A 20,898-nucleotide genomic window follows, 5' to 3' on the forward strand; every position below is an offset into this window, starting at 1 on the left:
ACTATGGCCCTCGCCGTTCTTGCGCGGCGCACCCGCCCGGCGGCGGCGAGGGCGCGAGGGAGTTCCATGGCCACCACCGCAGCGCTGGTCGTCCCCGCCGCGGGCGCCAAGTTCGAGCGCTCGACGGTCGAGCGCCGCGAGCTGCGCGAGCGTGATGTCCTCATCGACATCAAGTTCGCCGGCATCTGTCACAGCGACATCCACCAGGCCAAGGAGGAGTGGGGCCGGGGCACCTACCCGCTCGTCCCCGGCCACGAGATCGCCGGTGTGGTCGCCGCGGTCGGCCCGGCGGTGACGAAGTACGCCGTCGGCGACCGGGTCGGCGTGGGCTGCTTCGTCGACTCGTGCGGCGAGTGCGAGGCGTGCGAGGCCGACGAGGAGCAGTACTGCCTCAAGGGCGCGGTGCCGACGTACAACGGCAAGGGCTACGACGGCGAGATCACCTACGGCGGCTACAGCCAGAGCGTCGTCGTTACCGAGCACTTCGTCGTGCGCATCCCCGAGGCGCTGCCCTTCGACGCGGCGGCCCCGCTGCTGTGCGCCGGGATCACCGTCTACTCGCCGCTGCGGCACTGGCAGGCCGGTCCCGGCACGAAGGTCGCCGTCGTCGGCATGGGCGGGCTCGGCCACATGGCCGTCAAGATCGCTCACGCGCTCGGCGCCGAGGTGACCGTGCTCAGCCAGACGCTGAGCAAGGAGTCCGACGGCCTGCGCCTCGGCGCCGACCACTACTACGCCACCGGCGACAAGGCGACGTTCAGGACGCTGCGCCGCTCGTTCGACCTGATCATCAATACCGTGTCGGCGAACCTGCCGCTGGACGCCTACCTCGGCCTGCTGCGCATCAACGGCACGATGGTCAACCTGGGCGCGCCGCCCGAGGCGAGCTCGTTCAGCGTGTTCTCGCTGCTGGGCGGGCGGCGCAGCCTCGCCGGTTCCAGCGTCGGGGGCATCCGCGAGACCCAGGAGATGCTCGACTTCTGCGCCGAGCACGGGATCGCCTCGGAGATCGAGCTCATCGGCGCCGACGAGGTCGACGAGGCCTACGAGCGGGTGCTGCGCAGCGACGTGCGCTACCGGTTCGTCATCGACATCGCCACTCTGACCCAGGAATAGCGCCGGACCGGGGAACAGCCTCGGACCGGCCGGCCGCGCCGGCGCCGGACACCGTTCCGGACCGGCGCGGCCGGCCGCGCTGACCTGCGCCTCGACCCGACGCGGCAGGAAAAGAGCCAGGAAAACTTCATCGTCGACATTATCCTTGACATCATTGTTTTGCTGGCCCCGAGGAATATCGACGTCACCTTTCCCGCGCGCTATTTGTTTACATGAGATTCACAGCGCGCGCCGTTTCGACCTCGCCCTGGCCGCTACGATTCCTTTCGGGTTCGCCGCACGGCACCCGCCCCGGCCTACCAGCCGGAACGAAAGTCGTAGGCCAGCCACGCGATTGCCGACCGCCGAGCAGCGGTCCGCAACGTCGATCCGGAAATGAGGGCTCCCATGCCATACGTCATCACCGCGGCGTGCATTGATGTCAAGGACGGCTCCTGCCTGGAGGGCTGCCCGGCCGACTGCATCTACGAGGGCGACCGCAAGATGTACATCAACCCCGACGAGTGCACCGAGTGCGGCGCCTGCGCAGTCTCCTGCCCCGTCGGCGCCGCCCTCAGCGACGACCGGGTGAAGGCGAAGGACAAGGAGTTCATCGACAGCGAGGCGGCGTTCTTCACCGACATCCTCCCGGGCCGCGACGAGCCGCTCGGCGAGCCCGGCGGCGCCGCCCGCGTCGGCAAGATCAAGGCCGACACCCCCTTCATCGCCTCCTACGTGAAGTAGCGACCCGCGGGCGGCCCGGCCCTCCCCCCGGCCGGGCCGCCCGTCTGGCCGGCTCCACCACCGTCTGGCCGGGCCGTATCCGCCGAGCTGTCCGGGGGCCGACCCGATCACCGGCCCTGACCGTCGGATCGGCCTGCCGCCATCAGCCGACGGCGTCAGATCGGCGCGGAACATCCACCGAGAGCTCCGCATTTTCAGAACCGCCATCACTGCCGTCCGCAGGACAGGGCAGATGGTTCCCGGGCGGCCGATCTCCGAGGTGGACCTTGTTCCGCCCAAGGCTCTCCTGGATTCTCTCCGGCTTTCGAGTGCCGGGTTCTTCGGGCGTTGAGGCCGCGGGCATCCCCGCCCGGCCGCCGTCGCCAGACTCATGACCTCGGGTACCCGTCAGCCCGGCCCGCGCCGCGTGACCACCACTGCCGGCCCACCAGCCGGATTGCCGGCCACTTCAGGGCCAGGCGCGCGCTGCTGGCCTGACGATCACGCCGCCCGCAGGCCCCGACGGACGCAGCGCCCGACAGTCGACACCGGCCGGCGGGCCCGTCCACCCGAACGGCCGTCAGTCGAACGGGCAGTCAGTCCGGGTGGGGACTGCCCCGCCGGGGTGGTTCGAACCAGTTCCACGGCGCGGTGACGGTGGGCCCGGCCGCCTGCCCGGCGACGCCCCGGCCACCGGGCAGGCGCACCGCCGCCTCGACCTCGCGACCGGCCATCGCGCCGACGGCGGCGGCACGCGGCGCCCGACTCCGGGTGGTGAGCCGGGTCGGCACCGTGTTCTCGGTGTTCTCGGTGTTCTCGGCGGAGGCGGCCTGGGTCGCCGGCCGGCGGCCGGCGGCGTCCCGGGTGAGGTGCACCAGCGCCGGCAGCAGCAGGACGCGCAGCACCAGCGCGTCGAGCGCGACGCCGACGGCCAGTCCGAGGCCGAGCAGCTTCATCGTGCGCACCTGCTGGCAGGCCAGCCCGGCGAACACGGCGATCACGATCAGGCTGGCCGCGACGACCACCGGGCCGACGTCCGCGTGGCCGGACCGGATCGCCGTCGCCGGGTCCTCGCCGTCCGGCGGCCGCCCCTGGGGGTCCCACAGCCGGCGCAGCAGGGTCAGGTGCATGCCGATGGCCAGGGCGAAGGACAGGATCAGGATGAGGCCCAGGACGAACGGTTCGATCGGCCCGGCGCGCACCCCGAGCAGCCCGGCGAGGTGACCGTCGCAGAAGACGAAGGTGATCGCGCCGAGCGCCGCCGCCGTCGTCAGTGCGCTGGCCGCGACGATCGCCACGGTGGGGCCGACGCAGCGCACGTTGGCGAGCACACACACCCCGAGGACGACGAGTTCGAGGGCCGCGAACGCCGGCAGGACCCGGGTGAAGCGCGTCGCCATGTCGTCGAACAGGGCGGTCTGGCCGCCGATGTGCACCCGCACGGCCGTGCCGGCGACGGCGGCGGGCACCGTGCGGGTGCGCAGCCGGCGCACGAGGTCGCTGGCCTGCGCCGACCGGGGCTGCGCCTGGGTCAGCACCTCGATGAGCGCCGTGCGGGTGGCGGGGTTCTGCAGCACCGGGAAGGCCCGGACCACCCCCGGGGTGGTGCCGAGGCGGTCGACCAGGGTCGCCAGGACGGTCGGGTTGGCGGCAGGCAGGCTCGCGGCGGGCGGGTGGGCAGCGGCGGGCAGGCCCGCGGCAGGCAGGTTCGAGATGGCGACGAGCACGGGACCGTTCAGGCCCGCGACGTAGTCGGCGCTGATGATGTCGTAGGCCCGCCGGGTGGTCTCCGACGTCGGGTCGACGCCCCCGTCACCGCCCCCGAGGCGCAGCCCCGTGATCGGCAGCGCCAGCGCGGCCAGCAGCAGGACCGCCGCGGCGGCGAGCACCCCCGGGAAACGGCCGACGAGGCCCGCCCACGCCGAGCGCAGACCCGGCCGGACCGGCAGGCCACGGCCGGTGGCGCGCAGGTGGGTGCGTTCCGTCCACACCAACAGGGCCCGGCCCGCGACGGCGAGTGAGGCGGGCAGCAGGGTGGCGATGGCGAGGCTGGCGACCGCAGCCGCGACGAACGCGGCGGGGGCGAGGCCGGCGAGGACGCTCCCGCGCAGCGCGCTGGTGCCGAGCATGACGACGGCGAGGCCGAGGCCGCCGCGGGTGAGTGGGCGCCCGGACTGGACCAGGCTCGCGGCGACCGCGTCGAGGGGCTGGCGCCCGGCGCGCATCTCGGCCTGGCAGCGGTGGACGACCACGACCGCCGCGCCGAGGCTCACCCCGACGGCGATCATCACGGCGAACGGCGGTGCCAGCGGGCTGACGTCGACCCGGTGGGAGAGCAGGGTCACGCCCGCCTGCACCCCCGCCGCGGTCGCGGCGGCGACCAGGGCACAGACGGCGACCCCGCCCGGCGCGCGCACCACCAGGCAGAGGATGATCGCGGCCGCCGCGACGGCCAGGGCGATCGGGGTGACGGAAATGTCCCCCTGGACGATCATCGTCGTGCCGGGGCCCGCCATCTCCACCTGCATGTCCGGCCCGTCGTAGGCGCGGGCGGTCGTGATCAGGCGCCGCACCGCGCCGAGGTCCGGGGTGGTCGCGGCGCCCTTCATCACGACGCTGACGATCGCCGCACGCCCGTCGCGCGCCACCGGTTCGACGCCGAGCAGCAGGGCACCGGCCGGGCCGTACGGATCGATCGCGGTGGCCACGCCGGGCAGCCGGGCGACCCGCGTGGTCATCGCCGCGATCCGCTGGCGGACGGCCGGGGCGTTGATGTCGCCCTCGCGGGCCCGCACGACGATCATCTCGGCGTCGGGCAGGCCGCCGGGCACGACGTTCGTCAGGGCGTCGGTCGCGAGCTGGGAGTCGGTGCCGGCAACGCCGAACACCTGGCGGTAGCGGGTGCCCTCGTGGGCCGCCAGGACGTTGCCGGCGACCAGAACGACCAGCCATGTGCCCACCACGATCCACCGGTATCGCAGGCACCACCCGGTCATCAGCCTCACAGCTCACTCCTCGACGCCCGGGCCGCAGCCCGCGACGCCTCGCCCTGTTTGTCCGTATTGCCGCTACCGCGGGGACAATATGAGCGCATCACGACGATCACCGTCAACGAGTGCCCGGTGCTGTGCGGCCGAGATGGCACGGGGGTGCCGGACGGTGACCGGAACTTCGAGGGTCGGCGTTCCACGTCGACGAAACGACGTCGACGAAACGACACCGGCGCACCGACCTCGGCGAAACGACCCCGGCGGATCGACCCCCGCGAAACGACACCGGCAGACAGGCGTCGACGTGACCGCGTCGACGACCAGCAAGGAATGTGCGGCCTATTCCGTTCCCCGGCGGGCGGAAGCGAGCTCTATTGGTTCTTTAGGGGGATGCAAGGCGGCTGGTCGACACTGGCAGAAACGCCGGGGGCGGACGGCCCGCCGGTGACCGACCGACCCGTGGCGCGGCACGGGTGGCGCCCGGGGATCGCATCGGCGATGCCGATCGCCGCCCACCTGTCGCGCGGGAGAGGAAGCCATGACCCAGCCGACCAGGATCGGCCAGACCGCGGTCGTCATCCCCGGCCAGGATGTGCGCGATCCCGGTCGCCGGCTGTCCCAGCTGTTCGACGCGGGCTCGTTCGTCGCCACCGCCGGGTCCACCGGTGGCCGCGTGCTGGCCGGGCGGGGCCGCATCGACGGCGTGGCCGCGGTGGCCTTCTGCACGGACGGGACCCGCATGGGCGGGGCGCTCGGCGCGATCGGCGCCGGCCAGATCGTCGCCGCCATCGAGGAGGCCGTCCGCGACGGCGTGCCGGTCGTCGGGCTGTGGCACTCCGGCGGGGCGAGCCTGGCCGAGGGCGTCGAGGCGCTCGACGGCATCGGCCAGATCTTCGCCGCCATGATCCACGCCTCCGGGCGGGTGCCGCAGATCTCCGTGGTGCTGGGGCCCGCGGCCGGCGGCGCCGCCTACGGGCCGGCGCTGACCGACGTCGTCATCATGGCGCCCGACGGGCGGGTCTTCGTCACCGGCCCGGACGTGGTGCGCAGCGTCACCGGGGAGCAGATCGACATGGCCGGTCTCGGCGGTGCCGACGCCCACGGCCGGCGCTCCGGCGTCGTCCACGTCGTCGCCCGCTCCGAAAGCGACGCCTACGAGCGGGCCCGGCGGATCACCACGCTGCTCGCCGCGCCGGGGCACGTCGACCTGGACACCATCACCGCCGAGGAGGCGGCCGCCGACGCCATCACCGCCGACAAGGCGGCCGCCGGCGCCGTCACCGCCGCGCAGACGGCCGCCGACGCCGGGCCGGAGCTGGTCGCGCCGGACCCGCGCGACCCGCGGTCGCTGCTGCCGCAGCGGGCGCGGCGGGCCTACGACGTGCACCCGCTGGTGTACCGGCTGCTCGACGGCGACGACGGCCCGGGGGGCTTCGAGGAGCTCCAGCCGCGCTGGGCACCGAACGTCGTCGTCGGCCTCGGCCGGCTCTACGGCCACAGCGTCGGCGTGATCGCGAACAACCCGCTGCGCAAGGGCGGCTGCCTGGACTCCCTGAGCGCCGAGAAGGCCGCCCGTTTCGTGCGGATGTGCGACTCCTTCGGCGTCCCGCTCGTCGTTCTCGTCGACGTCCCCGGCTACCTGCCCGGCGTCGGCCAGGAATGGGACGGGGTGGTCCGCCGCGGCGCGAAGCTGCTCTACGCCTTCGCCGAGGCGACCGTGCCCCGGGTCACGCTCATCACCCGCAAGTCGTTCGGCGGCGCCTACATCGCGATGAACTCCCGCTCGCTCGGGGCCACGGCCGTGCTCGCCTGGCCCGAGGCCGAGGTCGCCGTGATGGGCGCCGAGGCCGCCGTCGGCATCCTGCACCGGCGCGCGCTGGCCGCCGCCTCCGACGACGAGCGGCCCGGCGTGCTCGCCGGCCTCGTCGAGGAGCACACCCGCACCGCCGGCGGCGTCGAGCGGGGGGTGGCGCTGGGTGTCATCGACGACGTCATCGACCCGGTCGACACCCGCCCCCGCATCGCCCGGGCGCTCGCGGCCGCGCCGGCGCGGCGCGGCGCGCACGGCAACATCCCGCTCTGAGGACGCCCGCACCGGGAAAGGCGCCCCACCGCGTCCGTGCCCGCGTAATGATCGGGCATGGCCAGACGCGGTCGCGAGCGTGGAAGGAGCGGGCGGCGGCCTGCGGGCGACGAGGCGCTGCTCGCCGCCTTCGACGATCCCGGCGACGGGATGTTCACCCCGCTGGAACGGGCCGTGGTCACGGTGGCGCTGGATGCCCGCCGGCTCGGCCACGCGAGCGCCATCCCCGCCGCACTGCTCGCCGACGCCACCGCCGGGATGCCGCCCAGCCGGCTGCCCGGCGAGGACCCACGGTGGCTCCTCCCCGTGCTGCACGAGCTGTGCCACGGGGCCCGCACGCGCATCCCGGGCGGTTCGAGGGCGCTGGTCGAGGAGCGGGCGGGCGCCGGGCTCCCGGTGATCGGCTACCACCCGGCGGCCATCCTGGTCGAGCACGCCGGCCGAAGACGCCGCTGTGTCGTCCCGGCGCAGCCCTTCTGGGACGCCGCGGCCCGCCATGCCCGTTCCCTCGACGACCTGCTCGGGCTCGCCGGCGCCGCCCGGGACCGGGGGCGGATCCGGATCGCCGTCGCGCTCTACCAGCGGGTCGCCGACGCCGGCGCACCGGGCGGCACGGCCGCTCTGCGGGAGCTGGGTGGTTTGCGGGAGCGGATCGGGGACCACCACGGCGCCGCCCGGGCCTACCAGCGCGCCGTCGACGTCGGCGACCGCTCGGCGCTGGCGGGGCTCGCCCGCGCGTTGGCGGCCGCCGGGGACGATGCCGGGGCCGCCCGCGCCTACCAGCAGGCCATCGACGCCGGCGACACCGACCAGGTGGGGTGGCTGGCACTGCTACGGGAGCGGACCGGCGACCACCACGGTGCCGAACAGCTCGCCCGCCAGGCCGGCGACGCCGGCCACCGGGGCGTGTGGGCGGCGCTGGCACGGCTGCGGGAACAGGCCGGCGACAGGCAGGACGCGGAGCGGTTCGCCGGCGAGGCCCGCAGCCTCCGGCTGTGGCGTGACCTGGCCCGGGGCCGAATCCGGGCCGGCGACCACCAGGGCGCCGAACGCATCGCCCGTCAGGCTCTCGCGGCGGGCGCGGTCTTCGTACTGCGGGATGTGGCCCGCCGGCTCGAACGGGCCGACGACGTGCAGGCATCCCTGAGGCTCTACCGCCTTGCCGTCGACGCTGGTCACCGCACGATGCTGGCGGAGCTGGGCCAGGCACGCCACCGCGCCGGCGACGCGGCGGAAGCCGCCCTGGCCCACCGGCAGGCCACGACCGCCGCCACCACCACCGACACCACCGACACCACCGAGGCCGCCACCACCGACGCCGCCGACGCGGCGCTGTGGCGCGAGTCCCGCGCACGCGAACAGGAGGGTGATCATGACGGCGCAGCCCGTCTCGCTCGCCGGCTCGCCGACGCCGGGGACCACGGCATGCTCCGCGAGCTGGCCCGGGCCCGCGAGCGGGCCGGGGACCGCAGGCAGGCCGAGCGGCTCGCGCGCCACGCCGCCGACGCCGGCGACACCACCGCGCTGCGGGAGCTGGCCCTGACCCGGGAACGGGCGGGGGACCACGCCGGCGCGGTCCGGGTCTACCGGCGGGCCGCCGACGCCGGCGACACCGGTGCGTGGGGCGGGGTCGCTCGGATGTACGAACGGGCCGGCGACCCGCAGGCGGCGGCCCGGGTGTACCGGCGGCTGGCGGACGCCGGCGACGCCGCCCTGCTGCGCGACGTCGCCTGGGCACGGGAGCGGGCCGGGGACCCGGACGGTGCCGCCTGGGCCTACCGGCAGCTCGCGTCCACCGGCGACACCGACCTGCTGCGCCGGCTGGGCCGTGCGCGGGAGCAGGTCCGCGACCTCGACCGGGCCGCGTGGGCCTACGAGCAGGTCGCCGACGCGGGCGACCCCACCGCGCTGCACGACCTGGCCCGCGTGCGCAGGCAGGCCGGCGACCCACCCGGGATGCGGCGGGCCTACCTGCGGGCCGTCGACGCCGGGGACACCGGCGCCCTGCGCCTGCTCACCGACGCGCTGGGCGCCGACGCGGGCCCGCTGCTGCGCTACGGCCTGGAGCCCGACGGCCAGGTGTCGCCGCCCTGGTGGTGAGCGCCCCCGGGGTGAGCGGCTCGGGTGGCCTCAGGGCGTCGGCTGGGCGCCGCGCGCGGCGGCGAGGCCCGCCGTCACCGCCTCCACCACGGCGCCCTGCTGGTCGGACAGGTAGAAGTGGCCCCCGGGGAACACCTTCACCTCGAACGGCCCGGTGGTGTGCCGGCGCCAGAGCTCGGCCTCGGCCTGCGTCACCCTCGGATCGGAATCCCCCACCATCGCGACGACGGCCGTGCTGATCACCGCGTCGTCCGGCGCGGAATACGTCTCGATCGCCTGATAGTCGGCCCGGGTCGGCGGCAGCACCATCTCGACGAGTTCCGGATCGGCGAGAACCCGCGGATCGGTCCCGCCGAGCTCACGCATCTCCCGGAGAAAACCCGCGTCGTCGCGGCGGTGGACGTCCTCGAACCGTGTGGTCGACGGGGCGCGGCGCCCGGAGGCGAACAGCACGAACGGTGCCGGCCCGCCCGCCGCCGCCAGCCGGCGGATGACCTCGAAGCCGACGATCGCCCCCATGCTGTGCCCGAAGAAGGCCAGGGGCCGGTCGGTGAGCGGGGTGAGGACCTCGGCGATCCGGTCGGCGAGCGGCGCGATGGCCGTGTGCGCCGGCTCCGTCCGCCGGTCCTGCCGTCCCGGATACTGCACCGCCTGGACCTCGGCGACCGACGACAACGCCTTCGAGATCGCCAGATAGGTGCTTGCCGCCCCGCCCGCGTGCGGGAAACACACCAGCCGCGGGGCGTCGGGCGGACCCGGATGAAACCGCCGCAGCCACCGGTCGACCTCAGCCGACACGGTCATCACCGCATGCCATTCCCCGGTGCCGCATGACAGATCTGCGACGCGATTGTTTCACCCCGACCAAGGGAGCTGCCATGTTTTCACCGTATACTGCGTGCGCCCGCCGGCGGGGCGGGCTGAGTGTTTGAGCACACCGTCCGTGGGATTGTCGACATCGGCGATTCGGCGCCACTGTGAACGCCGCGACGGCGCCGGCGACGAGATCGTCGCGCGGGGTCTTTCCCTCGCCTGCGACATTCTTCCCGCACGTCCTCGATCGAACGCTCCTGGCGGTGGCGGGCGACGGCGGCACCGAGGCTCGCCGATCGGCTGAGATCAGCGCCGTCGCCCCCAGGTCCCGGCCAGGCGACTGACCGGCGCGGTCAGGAACCGCCGACGGCCGGTTGGACCGGAGGCTGCTCGGCCGCCTCCCGCGGCGACGCTGCGGAAGGCGGCACAGCGGGAGGCGACGCAGCCAGGGGCGACGCGGCGGACGCGGAGGCCCATCCGCGGTTGGCCGCCCAGGCGGCGACCGCGGCAGCGGCGGAGGCGAGGCCGCCGACGTAGAAGCCGGCGCGGGCGCTGTGGTGCTCGGCGAGCCAGCCGACTCCCAGGCTGCCCAGCGGCGTCGTCCCCTGCAGGATGAGGCTGTAGAGGGCCATCACCCGGCCCCGGTAGCTCGGGTCGCTGCCGAGCTGGATGCGGTGGTTGGCCGCCTGGGCGAAGTAGAGGCTCGCGAAGCCGGTCAACGCCAGCAGGCCGATCGCCGCCGGGTAGGTCGGCGAGGCGCCCGTCGCCGCCTCCAGCAGGCCGAACGCGAACGCCGAGACGATCACCATCATGGCCGACGGACGGCTGCGGCGGCCGGTTGTGAGCAGCGCGGCGAGCAGCGAACCGGCGGCCAGCCCGGTGGTGAGCAGGCCGAAGGCGGCGGCGTCGGCGTGGAAGACGGTGCGCGCCAGCAGCGGCACGGTGAGCTGGAAGTTCATCCCGACCAACCCGACGGTGGCCACCAGGCCCAGCACGACGACCAGGTCGGCGCGGCCGAGCACGTAGCGCAGCCCGTCGACGATGCGGGGGGCGACCGCGGGGCGAGCGTGGCGGTGGATCTCCGCCGGGCGCATCAGGCGCAGGCCGGCGACGGTCGCCAGGTAGCTTCCGGCGTTGATCGCCATCGCCGGGCCGGAGCCGAAACCGGCGATGAGCGGGCCCGCGGCGGCCGGGCCGACGACCCGGGCGATGTTGAAGTAGCCGGCGCTGAGAGCGGAGGCGTTGGGCAACAGCTCGGGGCCGACCAGTTCGCTGACGAACGCCATCCGGGTCGGCGTCTCGATGGCGTTGACCAGGCCGATCGCCAGCGCGAACGCGCAGATGTGCCACAGCCGCGCCGAGCCGGTGAACACGAGCAGCGACAGCGCCAGGGCGAGCAGGCCGGCGACCAGGTTCGCGCCGGTGAGCAGCAGGCGTTTGTCGTGCCGGTCGGCGAGCCGGCCGCCGTAGAGGGTGAGCAGCAGCATCGGGGTGAACTGCAGCGCCGTCACGAGGCCGAGCGCCGTCCCCGGATGGTCGCTCAACGACAGCACCAGCCAGTCCTGAGCGGTGAACATCATCCAGGTGCCGGTGACGGACAGCACCTGCCCGGCGGCGAAGAGCCGGAAGTTGTACACCCGCAGCGACCGGAAGACGCCGTCGATGATCCACTCCTCGCTCGCCGTCGCAGCTCCAGCACCACCGCGCCCCACCATCGTCGCGAACTGTGGCGCGCGGCGCGCCCGATTCCCCGGTGCGGGCGGCCTTGGCGCCGGGGCGCGCCGGTACGCGCATTGCGGTGCCTTGTGCGCGCGGTTCGCGGGGCCAGACCGTGCAGCACGCACCGCAATCAGGCCCTGCCCTTGCTTTGAGCGGCTTCGCAGCGGGGGCTGGTGGGACTATCGCCAGCCAGTCTCCACACTGTGCGTGATCGGGGGGATACGAAAATACTTCAACTCGAACCCAACGCTAATGATCTTGGTGTTCCGCGGAACCGCGCCGCGCCGCCGGACGAGCGAGCCCGCCGTCCGCGACGACCCTGACGTCCATCATCACGCTGTGTCCCCGCGTCCACGTTTCGACAGGTCCGGATCACGCGGCGCAGACGAGCCGTCGGCACACAGTCGGATACGCGGCCTACAGGGCGCGGCCGGGGTTGAGGATGCCGGTGGGGTCGAAGACCCGGCGCACCTGGCGTTGCAGGTCGTGGCTGCGGCTGCCGAGTTCGCTGGCCAGCCAGCGCCGTTTGAGCACCCCGACGCCGTGTTCGCCGGTGACCGTGCCGCCGAGCTCCAGCGCGAGGGCGAAGATCTGCTCGGCGGCCGCCCACGCCCGGGGCGGGATCTCCGGCTCGGCCGGGTCGACGACGATGATCGGGTGCAGGTTGCCGTCGGCGGCGTGCGCCAGGGTGAAGATCTCCACCCCGGTGGCGGCGCCGATCTCGGTGACGCGGGCGGCGGCCTGCGCCAGCCGCCCGCGCGGCACGGCGATGTCCTCGATGAGCACCCGCCCGAGCCGTTCCAGGGCGGGCAGGGCGGCGCGGCGGGCGGCGAGCAGCGTCTCGGCGGTCGCCGCGTCGGCGGAGCGGCGCACCAGCCTGGCCCGGGTAGCGAGGACCGCCTCGGCGGCGTCGGCCTCCTCGGCGGCGCCGGACCCGTCGGTCTGGACGAGCAGGAACACCTCCCCGTGGGTCGCCAGGTCGCTGCCGGTGGCGGCGTCGACGGCCCGCACGGTGCGGGCGTCGAGCAGCTCGGCGACGGCGGGGACGATCCCGGCGGCACCCAGCGCGGTGACCGCGTCGACGGCGGCGGCGACGGTGTCGAAGAACGCGGCGAGGGTGACGGTGGCCCGCGGCAGCGGGCGCAGCCGCACGGTCGCGCCGACGACGACGCCGAGGGTGCCCTCGGAGCCGACGAACAGGCCGGTCAGGTCGTAGCCGGCGACGCCCTTGACGGTGCGCCGCCCGGTGCTGATCAGCTCGCCGTCGGCGAGGACGACGTCGAGGCCCAGCACCGACTCGCGGGTCACGCCGTACTTGGCGCAGCGCAGCCCGCCGGCGTTGGTGGCGATGTTCCCGCCGATCGTGGAGATCGCCGCGCTCGCCGGGTCCGGCGCGTAGCACAGGCCGGCCTCGCGGGCGGCGGCGTCGAGATCGGCGGTGACCACGCCCGGTTCGACGACGGCGACGGCGTCGTCGACGGACAGCTCGCGGATGCGGTTCATCCCGGCCAGGTCCAGCACGACGCCACCCGGCACGGCCGCGGCGCCCCCGGCGAGGCCCGTGCCGGCGCCGCGCACCGTCACCGGCACCCCGCGGGCGACGGCGACCCGCAGCACCGCCTGCACGTCGGCGACCTCGCGGGCGAACGCCACCCCGAGCGGGCGGCCGTCGGGGATCCAGCCCGAGCGGTCGAGGCGGTGCGCGTCGACGACCGCCGGGTCCGTGCTCCACCGGCCGACGGGCAGCGCGACGGCGAAGGCGTCCGCGCGGATCACGTCCGCGTCCACCGGCCCGGCGGCGCGGGCCCGCGGCGCGATCCCGGCCGCGGACGGGCGGGGCGGGGTGGCGGTCACCGCGGACCGGTGGCGACCGGCCGGGCGGGGTCGGACGACCACGCCGACCAGGAACCCGGGAACAGTGCCGCGTCGAACCCGGCGACGGCGAGGGCGGCGATCTCATGCGAGGCCGTGACCCCCGACCCGCAGTACACCCCGATCGGCGCCTGGGCGTCGCCGCCGCCGCCGGCCGAGGCGCCGAGGGCGAGGAAGCGGGCGCGCAGCTCCGCGGCGGGCAGGAACCGGCCGGCGGCGTCGAGGTTGTCCCCCGTCGACGCGCTGACCGCCCCCGGGATGTGGCCGGCCCGCGGGTCGACCGGCTCCACCTCGCCGCGGTAGCGCTCGGGCGCGCGGGCGTCGAGCAGGATCCCCTCGCGGGCCACCGCGGCAGCGGTGTCGGCGTCGAGGACGGGCAGGTGCCCGGCTTCGAGCACGATGTCCCCGGGCAACGGGATGATCTCGCCGGTCTCGATCGGCAGGCCGGCGTCGCGCCAGGCGCCGAGCGCCCCGTCGAGGATGCGCACGTCGGCGACGCCGGCCCAGCGCAGCAGCCACCACGCCCGGGCGGCGGACAGCCCGCCGTTGTCGTCGTAGACGACGACCGGGCGCCCGGCGGTCAGCCCCCAGGAGCGGGCGGCCCGCTGCAGGTCGGCGAGCGCGGGCAGCGGGTGGCGTCCGGCGGTGCCGCCGGGGGCGGCGGCGAGCTCGGTGTCGAGGTCGACGTAGACGGCACCCGGCAGGTGACCCTCGCGGTAGTGGTCGTGGCCGTGCGGGTCGCCGAGCGCCCAGCGGACGTCGAGCAGCAGCGGCGCCAGCGCCGAGCCCAGCTCGTCGTGCAGCGCCTTGGCATCGACGAGCACCTCGCCGCCGGGCTGCCGACCGCCGGGCTGGCGGGCCGCCGCGGAGCCGCGCGTTCCCCGGCCCGAGGCGAGCAACTCGGCGAGGTCGGCGTCGCCGAGGCCGCCCGGCGGGGTACCGAGACGGGCGGCGACGGCGATGCGCCGCTGCACGCCCGCGTTCACCGGGGCGGTCAGGCCGTGCAGCCGGGCCAGCAGGACGATCTCCCCGTTGAGGAAGTCCGACTCGACCGAGCCGCCGCGGGCCAGGCTCTGCCAGGTGGAGCTGCCCTGGCGCGGGAAGCCGGGGATGTCGTGGATGGCGAGCTGGGTGTGGTCGAACCCGCCGTCCTGGCGCAGGTCGGCGATGTCGATGCCGGCGGCGTCGAACGCCCGGCGGGCCTCGGCGACGAGCTCGGCGGAGGCGGCGTCGCGCCGGGGGCTCGGCGGGTAGAGCGCGTCGAGGTTGTAGGCGAGGTTGCCCAGCAGCTTGCCGGCCTTCCAGCGGCCGATGTCGTCGACGATCCGCACGGCGCTCGCCCCGCGGCGCAGGTCGGCGGCGATCGCCTCGACGACCGGGTCGCCGACACCGCCGCCGGGCGCGCGGCCCAGCAGGAACCCGGCGACCAGCGGCGCCGCCGGGGAGATCACCTCGCCCGGGCGCAGGTGCGACGACGGGCTGAGCACCATCGCGTCGATGACGACGGCGAAGCGGCGCAGCGCGGTGCGGGCGTTCTCGATGCCGTTCTGCAGCAGCACGACGGGCAGCGACTCGGCGGCCGTGCTGCGCCCGCCGTCGACCGGCTGCCAGGCCCAGGCGGCGAGCAGGGCCTCGGAGTCCTGCGACTTGGTGGCGAGCACGAGGACGTCGCCGGAGCGCAGCTCCACCTCGTCCGGCCCGCCGGCGACCGCCAGGTCCACCCGCCGTTCGTCGGCCGGGCCGCCCTCGGTGGCCGGGGGGCGGATGTAGCGCAGCCCGCCGGCACGCAGCGCGGCGAGGTTGGCGCCCCGCGCGACGACGACGACGTCGATGCCGGCGAGGTTCAGCTCCGCGGCGATGGTCGCGCCGACCGCGCCGGCTCCGATGACAACGTACCGGCGGCTCATCGCCCCGTTCCCCTCTGTCGTGTCTGGTGGGACGCCGCGGCCGGGGCGGCGGCGGCGAGCTCGGCGGCGAACCGCTGGCCGGGGACCGCGCCGAGCAGTTCGCGGGTGTGCTCCTCGGCCGGGGCTGTGAGGATCTTCTCGGCCGGGCCGCTCTCGACGATCCGCCCGGCCCGCAGCACCGCGACGTGGTGGGCGAGCTGGGCGACGACCGCGAGGTCGTGGGAGATGAACAGGTAGCCGACGCCGAGGTCGGCCTGCAACCGCAGCAGCAGGGTGAGGATCTGCTCCTGCACGGACACGTCGAGCGCCGACACCGGCTCGTCGAGGAACACCAGCTCGGGTTCGAGGGCGAGCGCCCGGGCGATCGCGACCCGCTGGCGCTGGCCGCCGGAGAGTTCCGCCGGCTTGCGGTCGGCGAACGCGGCCGGCAGGGCCACCTGGTCGAGCAGCTCGCGGACGCGGGCGGCGCGGCTGGCCCGGTCGCCGACCCGGAACGACACCAGCGGCTCGGCGATGGTCTGCGCGACGGTGAACCGCGGGTCCAGCGACGAGTAGGGGTTCTGGTGGACGAGCTGGAAGCGCCGCCGCAGCGGGCGCAGCTGCGACCAGCCGGCGTCGGTGATGTCGACGCCGTCGAGGTGGACCCGGCCCTGGGTCGGCTTCTCCAGGCCCATCGCGATGCGCAGCGCGGTGGTCTTGCCGGAGCCGGACTCGCCGACGAGCCCGAGGGTCTGCCCGGCGCGCACCGACAGGGTGACGTCGTCGAGGGCCCGGAACGTCCGCTCGCCGCCGGCGGTGCGCGGCAGCCGGAAGTCCTTGCCGATCCCGTCCAGGCGCAGCACCTCGGGTGCCGGGGTGACGCCGGTGAAGTGGGGTACGACGCCGCCGGCGTGCGACAGCGCCGGGGCGGCGGCGATGAGGTGGCGGGTGTAGGGCTCCCGGGGCCGCAGCAGGATCGCCTCGGGCTCGCCCTGCTCGACGATCCGGCCGCGTTGCATGACCACGACCCGGTCGGCCCGGTCGGCGGCCACCCCGAGATCATGCGTGATGATCAGCAGCGACGCGCCGGTCTCGGTGACGAGGCCGCCGAGGTGGTCGAGGATGCGCCGCTGCACGGTGACGTCGAGCGCGCTGGTCGGCTCGTCGGCGACGATGAGCCGGGGATGCCCGGCGATCGCGATCGCGATGAGCACCCGCTGGCGCAGCCCGCCGGACAGCGCGCCCGGGTACTGCCGGGCGCGCACCGCCGGCTGGTCCACCCCGGCGCGCTCCAGCGCCTCGATCACCTCCGCGTGGACGAGGCGCTTGTCGACGCCGCGGCGGCGCACCACCTCGGCGATCTGCCCGCCGATGCGCATCGTCGGGTTGAGCCCGACCATCGGGTCCTGCGGGACGAGCCCGACGACGTTGCCGCGAAACGTGCGCAGCACCCGGTCGGGGGCGCCGGTGACGTCGGTGCCGGCGATGCGGATGCGGCCGGCGGTGATCACCCCGCTCGACGGCAGCAGCCCGAGGATCGCGTTCGCCGTGGTCGTCTTGCCGGAGCCGGACTCGCCGACGACGGCCACCGTCTCGCCGGGGGCGATCGTGAGGTCGACGTCCTCGACCGCCAGGGTCGTGCGTCCGCGCTGCCGGTAGCCGACGGACAGCCCGGCCAGCTCCACGATGGGGCCGGTGCCGGCGGGCGGGACGGGGCCGCCGGGCGGGACGGGGCCGTCGAGCGGCGTTGCCTCGGCGCTCATCGCTGCATCTCCTCGAGGGTGCGGGCGATGTGGTTGAGGCTGAACACGACCAGGCCGACGAACAGGCCGGGCAGCAACGACAGCCAGGGGCTGGTGATGAGGAAGTTGCGGCCGTTGGAAATCAGTGTGCCCCATTCCGCGGCGGGCGGCGGCGTGCCGAACCCGAGGAAGCTCAGAGAGGAGACGACCAGCACGGCCGTGCCGAAGTCGAGCACCGCGAGCACCGACACCGGGCCCCAGGAGTTCGGCAGGATGTGGCGCACCAGCACCCGGCCCCAGGAGGCGCCGCCGGTGCGCGCCGCCTCCACGTAGGGCTGTTCCTTCACCCGTAGCACCTCGGCCCGGGTGGTGCGGGCGAACGTCGGGGTGATGGTGGTTCCGACGGCGATCGCGATCGGCAGCAGGCCGAACCCGAGGGCGGTGACGATGACCAGCGCCATCAGCAGCATCGGGATCGCCAGCAGGATGTCGACGATCCGCATGAGCAGGCTGTCGACCCAGCCGCCGAAGAAGCCGGCGACGACGCCGATGGCCAGGCCCGCGACGATGGCGATGAGCACCGCGCCGCCGGTCGCCTTGATGGTCAGGGTGGAGCCGTGCAGGACCCGGCTGAACAGGTCCCGGCCGAGTTCGTCGGTGCCGAACAGGTGGTGCAGGCTCGGCCCCTTCAGCTTGTCGACCGGGGACGTCGCGGACGGCTTGTAGGAGGTGAACAGCCCCGGCGCCAGGCCCGACAGGATCACGAAGACGACGAACAGCGCGGCGAGGACGAACCCCGGCCGGCGCAGCAGCGGTCCGGCCGCCGCGAGCAGGTCGTGGCGTCGTCGCCGCCCCTGCCCGTCCGCCCCGGCATCGCCCGACGTCAGGGTCGCGGTGCCGACCGGCTCCGCGGTGCCGACCGGATCGGCGACGTCCGCCGGCACCGCGATGCCGGCCGGCGCGGTGGCGGGGCCGGGCTGGGCGATCCCGGCCGGGGTGAGGACCGGTGGTGCGGTCGTTGCCGACCCGGCGGCGCGGGCGACGGCGCCGCGCTGCTCCGGCGGCGCGACGAGGTCGGTGTTCGGAGAGAGGATCTTGTCGGGCATCGGTGCGGTCCCCCTCAGGCCGCCCGAGCCGCGCGGGCGACGCGCGGGTCGAGCAGCGAGTAGAGCAGGTCGACGAGCAGGCTGACCACGACGAACAGCGCCGCGGCGATCAGGACGATGGCCTGGACGACGGGCACGTCCTGGCCGAGCACCGCCTGCTGCGCGAGCTGGCCGATGCCGTTGCGGGAGAACACCACCTCGACGACGACCGAGTTGACCACGGTGTACCCGACGACCACGCCGAGCAGGGTCAACGCCGGCAGCGAGGCGTTGCGCAGCGCGTGGCGGACCTGGATCGTCCAGCGGGACAGGCCCTTGGCGCGGGCGGTGACGATGTAGGGCTCGCGCCAGGTGTCGCTGAGGCTGCGGGTGAGCAGTTGGGCGAGCATCGCGGCGCCCGGCAGGGCCAGGGTGATCGACGGCAGAACCAGGGAACGCCAGCCGTGGGTGCCGGTCGCGGGCAGCCAGGTCAGCGAGAACGAGAAGATCTGGATGAGCAGCAGCCCGACGAAGAACTGCGGCAGCGAGACGCCGACGGCGGGCAGCCGGGCCAGCAGCATCCGCGCGGGGCGCCACTGGACGTAGGTGGCGAGGAAGGCGACGGAGGTGCCGAGCACCAGCATGATCACCACCGCGACGGCGCTGAGCAGGAGCGTCGAGGGCAGCCGGTCGGTGATGAGCCTGCCCACCGAGACGTTCTGCGTCAGCGACATCCCGAAGTCCAGGTGCAGCGCCCCCCACAGGTGGTGGAAGTACTGCACGAGGATCGGGTCGTCGAGGCCGTAGTGCGCCTTGAGGGCGTGCACCTGCGCCGCGGTGAGCTGGCTGACGTCGGAGCCGCTCGCCTCGAGCTGCAGGGTGATCGGGTCGCTGGGCAGGACGTTCAGGATGATGAAGGTGACGGTGTAGGCCGCCCAGAGCACGACAAGTGCCTGGGCGACCCTACCGGCGAGATAACGGGGCATGTGGGTACCGGTCCTACGGAGGCGGGTTCCGGTCCCACGGTGGTGGTTCCGGTGCTGGGTGCGAGGTCCTTACTTGGACAGCCAGATGTCGTTGGCGCGCAGGAAGCTCTCCGAGGTCCACGCGAAGCCGTGCACCTTGCCGGAGACGCCGGCGGTCTGCAGCCGGTCGAAGAGCGGGTAGGCCACCCCGTTGTCGATCAGGGCGTCCTGCAGGTCCTTGTAGGCGGCGGCGCGCTGGGTGGGGTCGGCCGTGGACAGCCCCTTGGCGAACAGTGCGCTGATCTTCGCCGCGGTCGCCGGGTCCTGGGAGTACTTCGCCGTGTACTGCTTGGACACGGCCTGGTCGAGCGAGGAGCCGAGCACACTCGGGTCCGCCCGGGTCAGGTAGCCGCCGGCAAGGTCCCAGTCGCCGGAGTTGCCGGTCGGGGTGAGCTGCGCGGCCGTGACGACCTTGATCTGGTAGTCGATGCCGACCTTCTTGAGCTGGTCCTGGACGAGCTGGTCACCGGGGCCCGCCGCGTTGGTCAGGTAGGTCAGCGTCAGCTTCTTGCCGTCCTTGTGCCGGTAGCCGTCGGGCCCGAGGGCCCAGCCGGCCTGGTCGAGCAACTTCGCCGCCCCGGCGGGGTCGTGGACGAGCTTGGCGGACTCGTCCGTCGCGTACGGGGTGGTCGAGGTCACCGGGCTCTTCGCCACCGGGTAGTCGTCCCAGTACACGGTCTTGGCGTAGCTGGTCACGTCCAGCGCCTTGTACAGCGCCTTGCGGACCTGCAGGTCGGCCAGCGGCCGGCCGCCGGTGACGTTCGGGATCAGCAGCCCGATGATGCCGGGCAGGGCGCGGGTCTGGATGCTGGCGCCGGAGGCCTTGATGACCTGCTGGTCGGCGGAGGTGATCGGCTGGCGCGGCCAGGCGATGTCGATCGTGCCGTTGGTCAGGCTGCCGACCCGGACGTTGTCCTCGGCGATGTAGCTGACGTCGATGCCGTCGAGGTACGCCGCGCCCTTGTTCGCGATCAGCGAGCTGGGCCAGGCGTAGCCGGCACGCCTGGTGAGCTTCGCCGACTTGCCGGCCGAGTAGCTGTCGAGGGTGAACTCACCCGAGCCGACGACCTTGCCGGCGCAGCGCGCCTCCGGGGTCTCCTTGTAGGTCGCCGGCGACAGGATGGCCGTCGTCGTCGTCGAGGAGGCCTGCAGGAACGCGGCGTTGGGCGTGGCGAAGTCGACCTTGACGGTGTACGGGTCGACGACGGTGGTCGACTTGTAGCCGGCGAGGTAGGTCAGGCCGAGCGTCGACTTGGCGCCGAGGTCGTGCAGCCCGTCGTAGGCCGTCTTGACCGCGGTCGCGTCGAACTTGGTGCCGTCGCTGAACGTCACGTCCTTGCGCAGGTTGAACGTGTACGAGGTGGCGTCGGGGCTCACCGTCCAGCTCGTCGCGAGCCAGGGGACGATCTTGCCGGTCTTCGGGTCCTGGTCGGTCAGCGAGTCGGCGATGTTCCGGTCGATGCTGCGGGACTCGATCCAGTACACCTGGTTCGGGTCGATGCAGGCCTGGAAGTCCGACCAGAAGGCGATCTTCAGACGCCCGCCGGGAACGGGCTTGCCGTCCTGGGCGCCGCCGGCCGCGGAGGTGCCGGAACCGGAACCGGAGGAGCCGCCGCTCCCGCAGGCCGCGAGGGAGACGGCCGCGAGGACCGAGACGGCCGTAGCGGCCAGCCGTCTCGTCGTTCGATGACGGTGCGACGTGGACATGGTGATGGTGCTCCCCCTTGTGACGTTCCGCGACGTGCGGACGGGATGGACGGGATGG

Annotated in this window: 13 protein-coding genes; 4 read left to right on the top strand and 9 right to left on the bottom strand. The window is 74.3% G+C overall.

Annotation, left to right across the window (positions count from 1 at the left end):
• Positions 1–66 precede the first annotated feature (66 nt).
• Positions 67–1,116 carry an NAD(P)-dependent alcohol dehydrogenase gene (locus FRAAL_RS16850; protein WP_011604989.1) on the top strand — a complete coding sequence of 350 codons (1,050 nt, stop codon included), beginning with the start codon at positions 67–69 and terminating at the stop codon, positions 1,114–1,116.
• Between the two features lie 387 nt (positions 1,117–1,503).
• The gene (locus FRAAL_RS16855) at positions 1,504–1,839 is read left to right on the top strand and encodes a DUF362 domain-containing protein (RefSeq protein WP_041939400.1); all 336 of its coding nucleotides are present in this window, start codon (positions 1,504–1,506) and stop codon (positions 1,837–1,839) included.
• Between the two features lie 575 nt (positions 1,840–2,414).
• Here the strand turns inward: FRAAL_RS16855 and FRAAL_RS16860 are convergent.
• Positions 2,415–4,814: an MMPL family transporter gene (locus FRAAL_RS16860; RefSeq protein WP_231861711.1), complete on the bottom strand. Its 2,400-nt coding sequence runs from the start codon at positions 4,812–4,814 to the stop codon at positions 2,415–2,417.
• A gap of 532 nt (positions 4,815–5,346) precedes the next feature.
• Here FRAAL_RS16860 and FRAAL_RS16865 point away from each other — a divergent pair.
• On the top strand, positions 5,347–6,891 hold the full coding sequence (locus FRAAL_RS16865) for an acyl-CoA carboxylase subunit beta (protein WP_011604992.1): 1,545 nt from the start codon (positions 5,347–5,349) through the stop codon (positions 6,889–6,891).
• Between the two features lie 57 nt (positions 6,892–6,948).
• On the top strand, positions 6,949–8,991 hold the full coding sequence (locus FRAAL_RS16870) for a tetratricopeptide repeat protein (protein WP_011604993.1): 2,043 nt from the start codon (positions 6,949–6,951) through the stop codon (positions 8,989–8,991).
• A gap of 30 nt (positions 8,992–9,021) precedes the next feature.
• Here the strand turns inward: FRAAL_RS16870 and FRAAL_RS16875 are convergent, their stop codons facing one another.
• The 8 genes from FRAAL_RS16875 to FRAAL_RS16910 all read right to left on the bottom strand — a co-directional run bounded on the left by FRAAL_RS16875 (position 9,022) and on the right by FRAAL_RS16910 (position 20,840).
• The gene (locus FRAAL_RS16875) at positions 9,022–9,795 is read right to left on the bottom strand and encodes a thioesterase II family protein (RefSeq protein WP_041939401.1); all 774 of its coding nucleotides are present in this window, start codon (positions 9,793–9,795) and stop codon (positions 9,022–9,024) included.
• Positions 9,796–10,157: 362 nt separating this feature from the next.
• Complete coding sequence (locus FRAAL_RS16880; protein WP_173402693.1) at positions 10,158–11,519, bottom strand: MFS transporter; 1,362 nt, start codon at positions 11,517–11,519, stop codon at positions 10,158–10,160.
• Between the two features lie 421 nt (positions 11,520–11,940).
• The gene (locus FRAAL_RS16885; protein ID WP_157734137.1) at positions 11,941–13,377 is read right to left on the bottom strand and encodes an FAD-binding oxidoreductase; all 1,437 of its coding nucleotides are present in this window, start codon (positions 13,375–13,377) and stop codon (positions 11,941–11,943) included.
• Positions 13,374–15,302: a rhodanese-like domain-containing protein gene (locus tag FRAAL_RS16890; RefSeq protein WP_011604997.1), complete on the bottom strand. Its 1,929-nt coding sequence runs from the start codon at positions 15,300–15,302 to the stop codon at positions 13,374–13,376. The genes FRAAL_RS16885 and FRAAL_RS16890 overlap by 4 nt, the downstream gene beginning before the upstream one ends.
• Positions 15,299–17,044, bottom strand: a complete 1,746-nt coding sequence (locus tag FRAAL_RS16895) for a dipeptide ABC transporter ATP-binding protein (RefSeq protein WP_011604998.1) — start codon at positions 17,042–17,044, stop codon at positions 15,299–15,301. The genes FRAAL_RS16890 and FRAAL_RS16895 overlap by 4 nt, the downstream gene beginning before the upstream one ends.
• Positions 17,041–18,129, bottom strand: coding sequence for an ABC transporter permease (locus FRAAL_RS16900; protein WP_011604999.1), 1,089 nt, complete (start codon positions 18,127–18,129; stop codon positions 17,041–17,043). Before FRAAL_RS16900 ends, FRAAL_RS16895 begins: the two co-directional genes overlap by 4 nt.
• 14 nt (positions 18,130–18,143) lie before the next feature.
• Positions 18,144–19,094, bottom strand: a complete 951-nt coding sequence (locus FRAAL_RS16905) for an ABC transporter permease (RefSeq protein ID WP_011605000.1) — start codon at positions 19,092–19,094, stop codon at positions 18,144–18,146.
• 69 nt (positions 19,095–19,163) lie between these two features.
• The gene (locus FRAAL_RS16910; protein WP_011605001.1) at positions 19,164–20,840 is read right to left on the bottom strand and encodes an ABC transporter substrate-binding protein; all 1,677 of its coding nucleotides are present in this window, start codon (positions 20,838–20,840) and stop codon (positions 19,164–19,166) included.
• Positions 20,841–20,898: the final 58 nt, after the last annotated feature.

The organism is Frankia alni ACN14a (genome assembly GCF_000058485.1).
Lineage (GTDB): Bacteria > Actinomycetota > Actinomycetes > Frankiales > Frankiaceae > Frankia > Frankia alni.

Coding starts and splice junctions, on each gene's coding strand:
- FRAAL_RS16850 (WP_011604989.1), top strand. CDS start 67: ATGGCCACCACCGCAGCGCTGGTCGTCCCCGCCGCGGGCGCCAAGTTC.
- FRAAL_RS16855 (WP_041939400.1), top strand. CDS start 1,504: ATGCCATACGTCATCACCGCGGCGTGCATTGATGTCAAGGACGGCTCC.
- FRAAL_RS16860 (WP_231861711.1), bottom strand. CDS start 4,814: ATGACCGGGTGGTGCCTGCGATACCGGTGGATCGTGGTGGGCACATGG.
- FRAAL_RS16865 (WP_011604992.1), top strand. CDS start 5,347: ATGACCCAGCCGACCAGGATCGGCCAGACCGCGGTCGTCATCCCCGGC.
- FRAAL_RS16870 (WP_011604993.1), top strand. CDS start 6,949: ATGGCCAGACGCGGTCGCGAGCGTGGAAGGAGCGGGCGGCGGCCTGCG.
- FRAAL_RS16875 (WP_041939401.1), bottom strand. CDS start 9,795: ATGACCGTGTCGGCTGAGGTCGACCGGTGGCTGCGGCGGTTTCATCCG.
- FRAAL_RS16880 (WP_173402693.1), bottom strand. CDS start 11,519: ATGGTGGGGCGCGGTGGTGCTGGAGCTGCGACGGCGAGCGAGGAGTGG.
- FRAAL_RS16890 (WP_011604997.1), bottom strand. CDS start 15,302: ATGAGCCGCCGGTACGTTGTCATCGGAGCCGGCGCGGTCGGCGCGACC.
- FRAAL_RS16895 (WP_011604998.1), bottom strand. CDS start 17,044: ATGAGCGCCGAGGCAACGCCGCTCGACGGCCCCGTCCCGCCCGGCGGC.
- FRAAL_RS16900 (WP_011604999.1), bottom strand. CDS start 18,129: ATGCCCGACAAGATCCTCTCTCCGAACACCGACCTCGTCGCGCCGCCG.
- FRAAL_RS16905 (WP_011605000.1), bottom strand. CDS start 19,094: ATGCCCCGTTATCTCGCCGGTAGGGTCGCCCAGGCACTTGTCGTGCTC.
- FRAAL_RS16910 (WP_011605001.1), bottom strand. CDS start 20,840: ATGTCCACGTCGCACCGTCATCGAACGACGAGACGGCTGGCCGCTACG.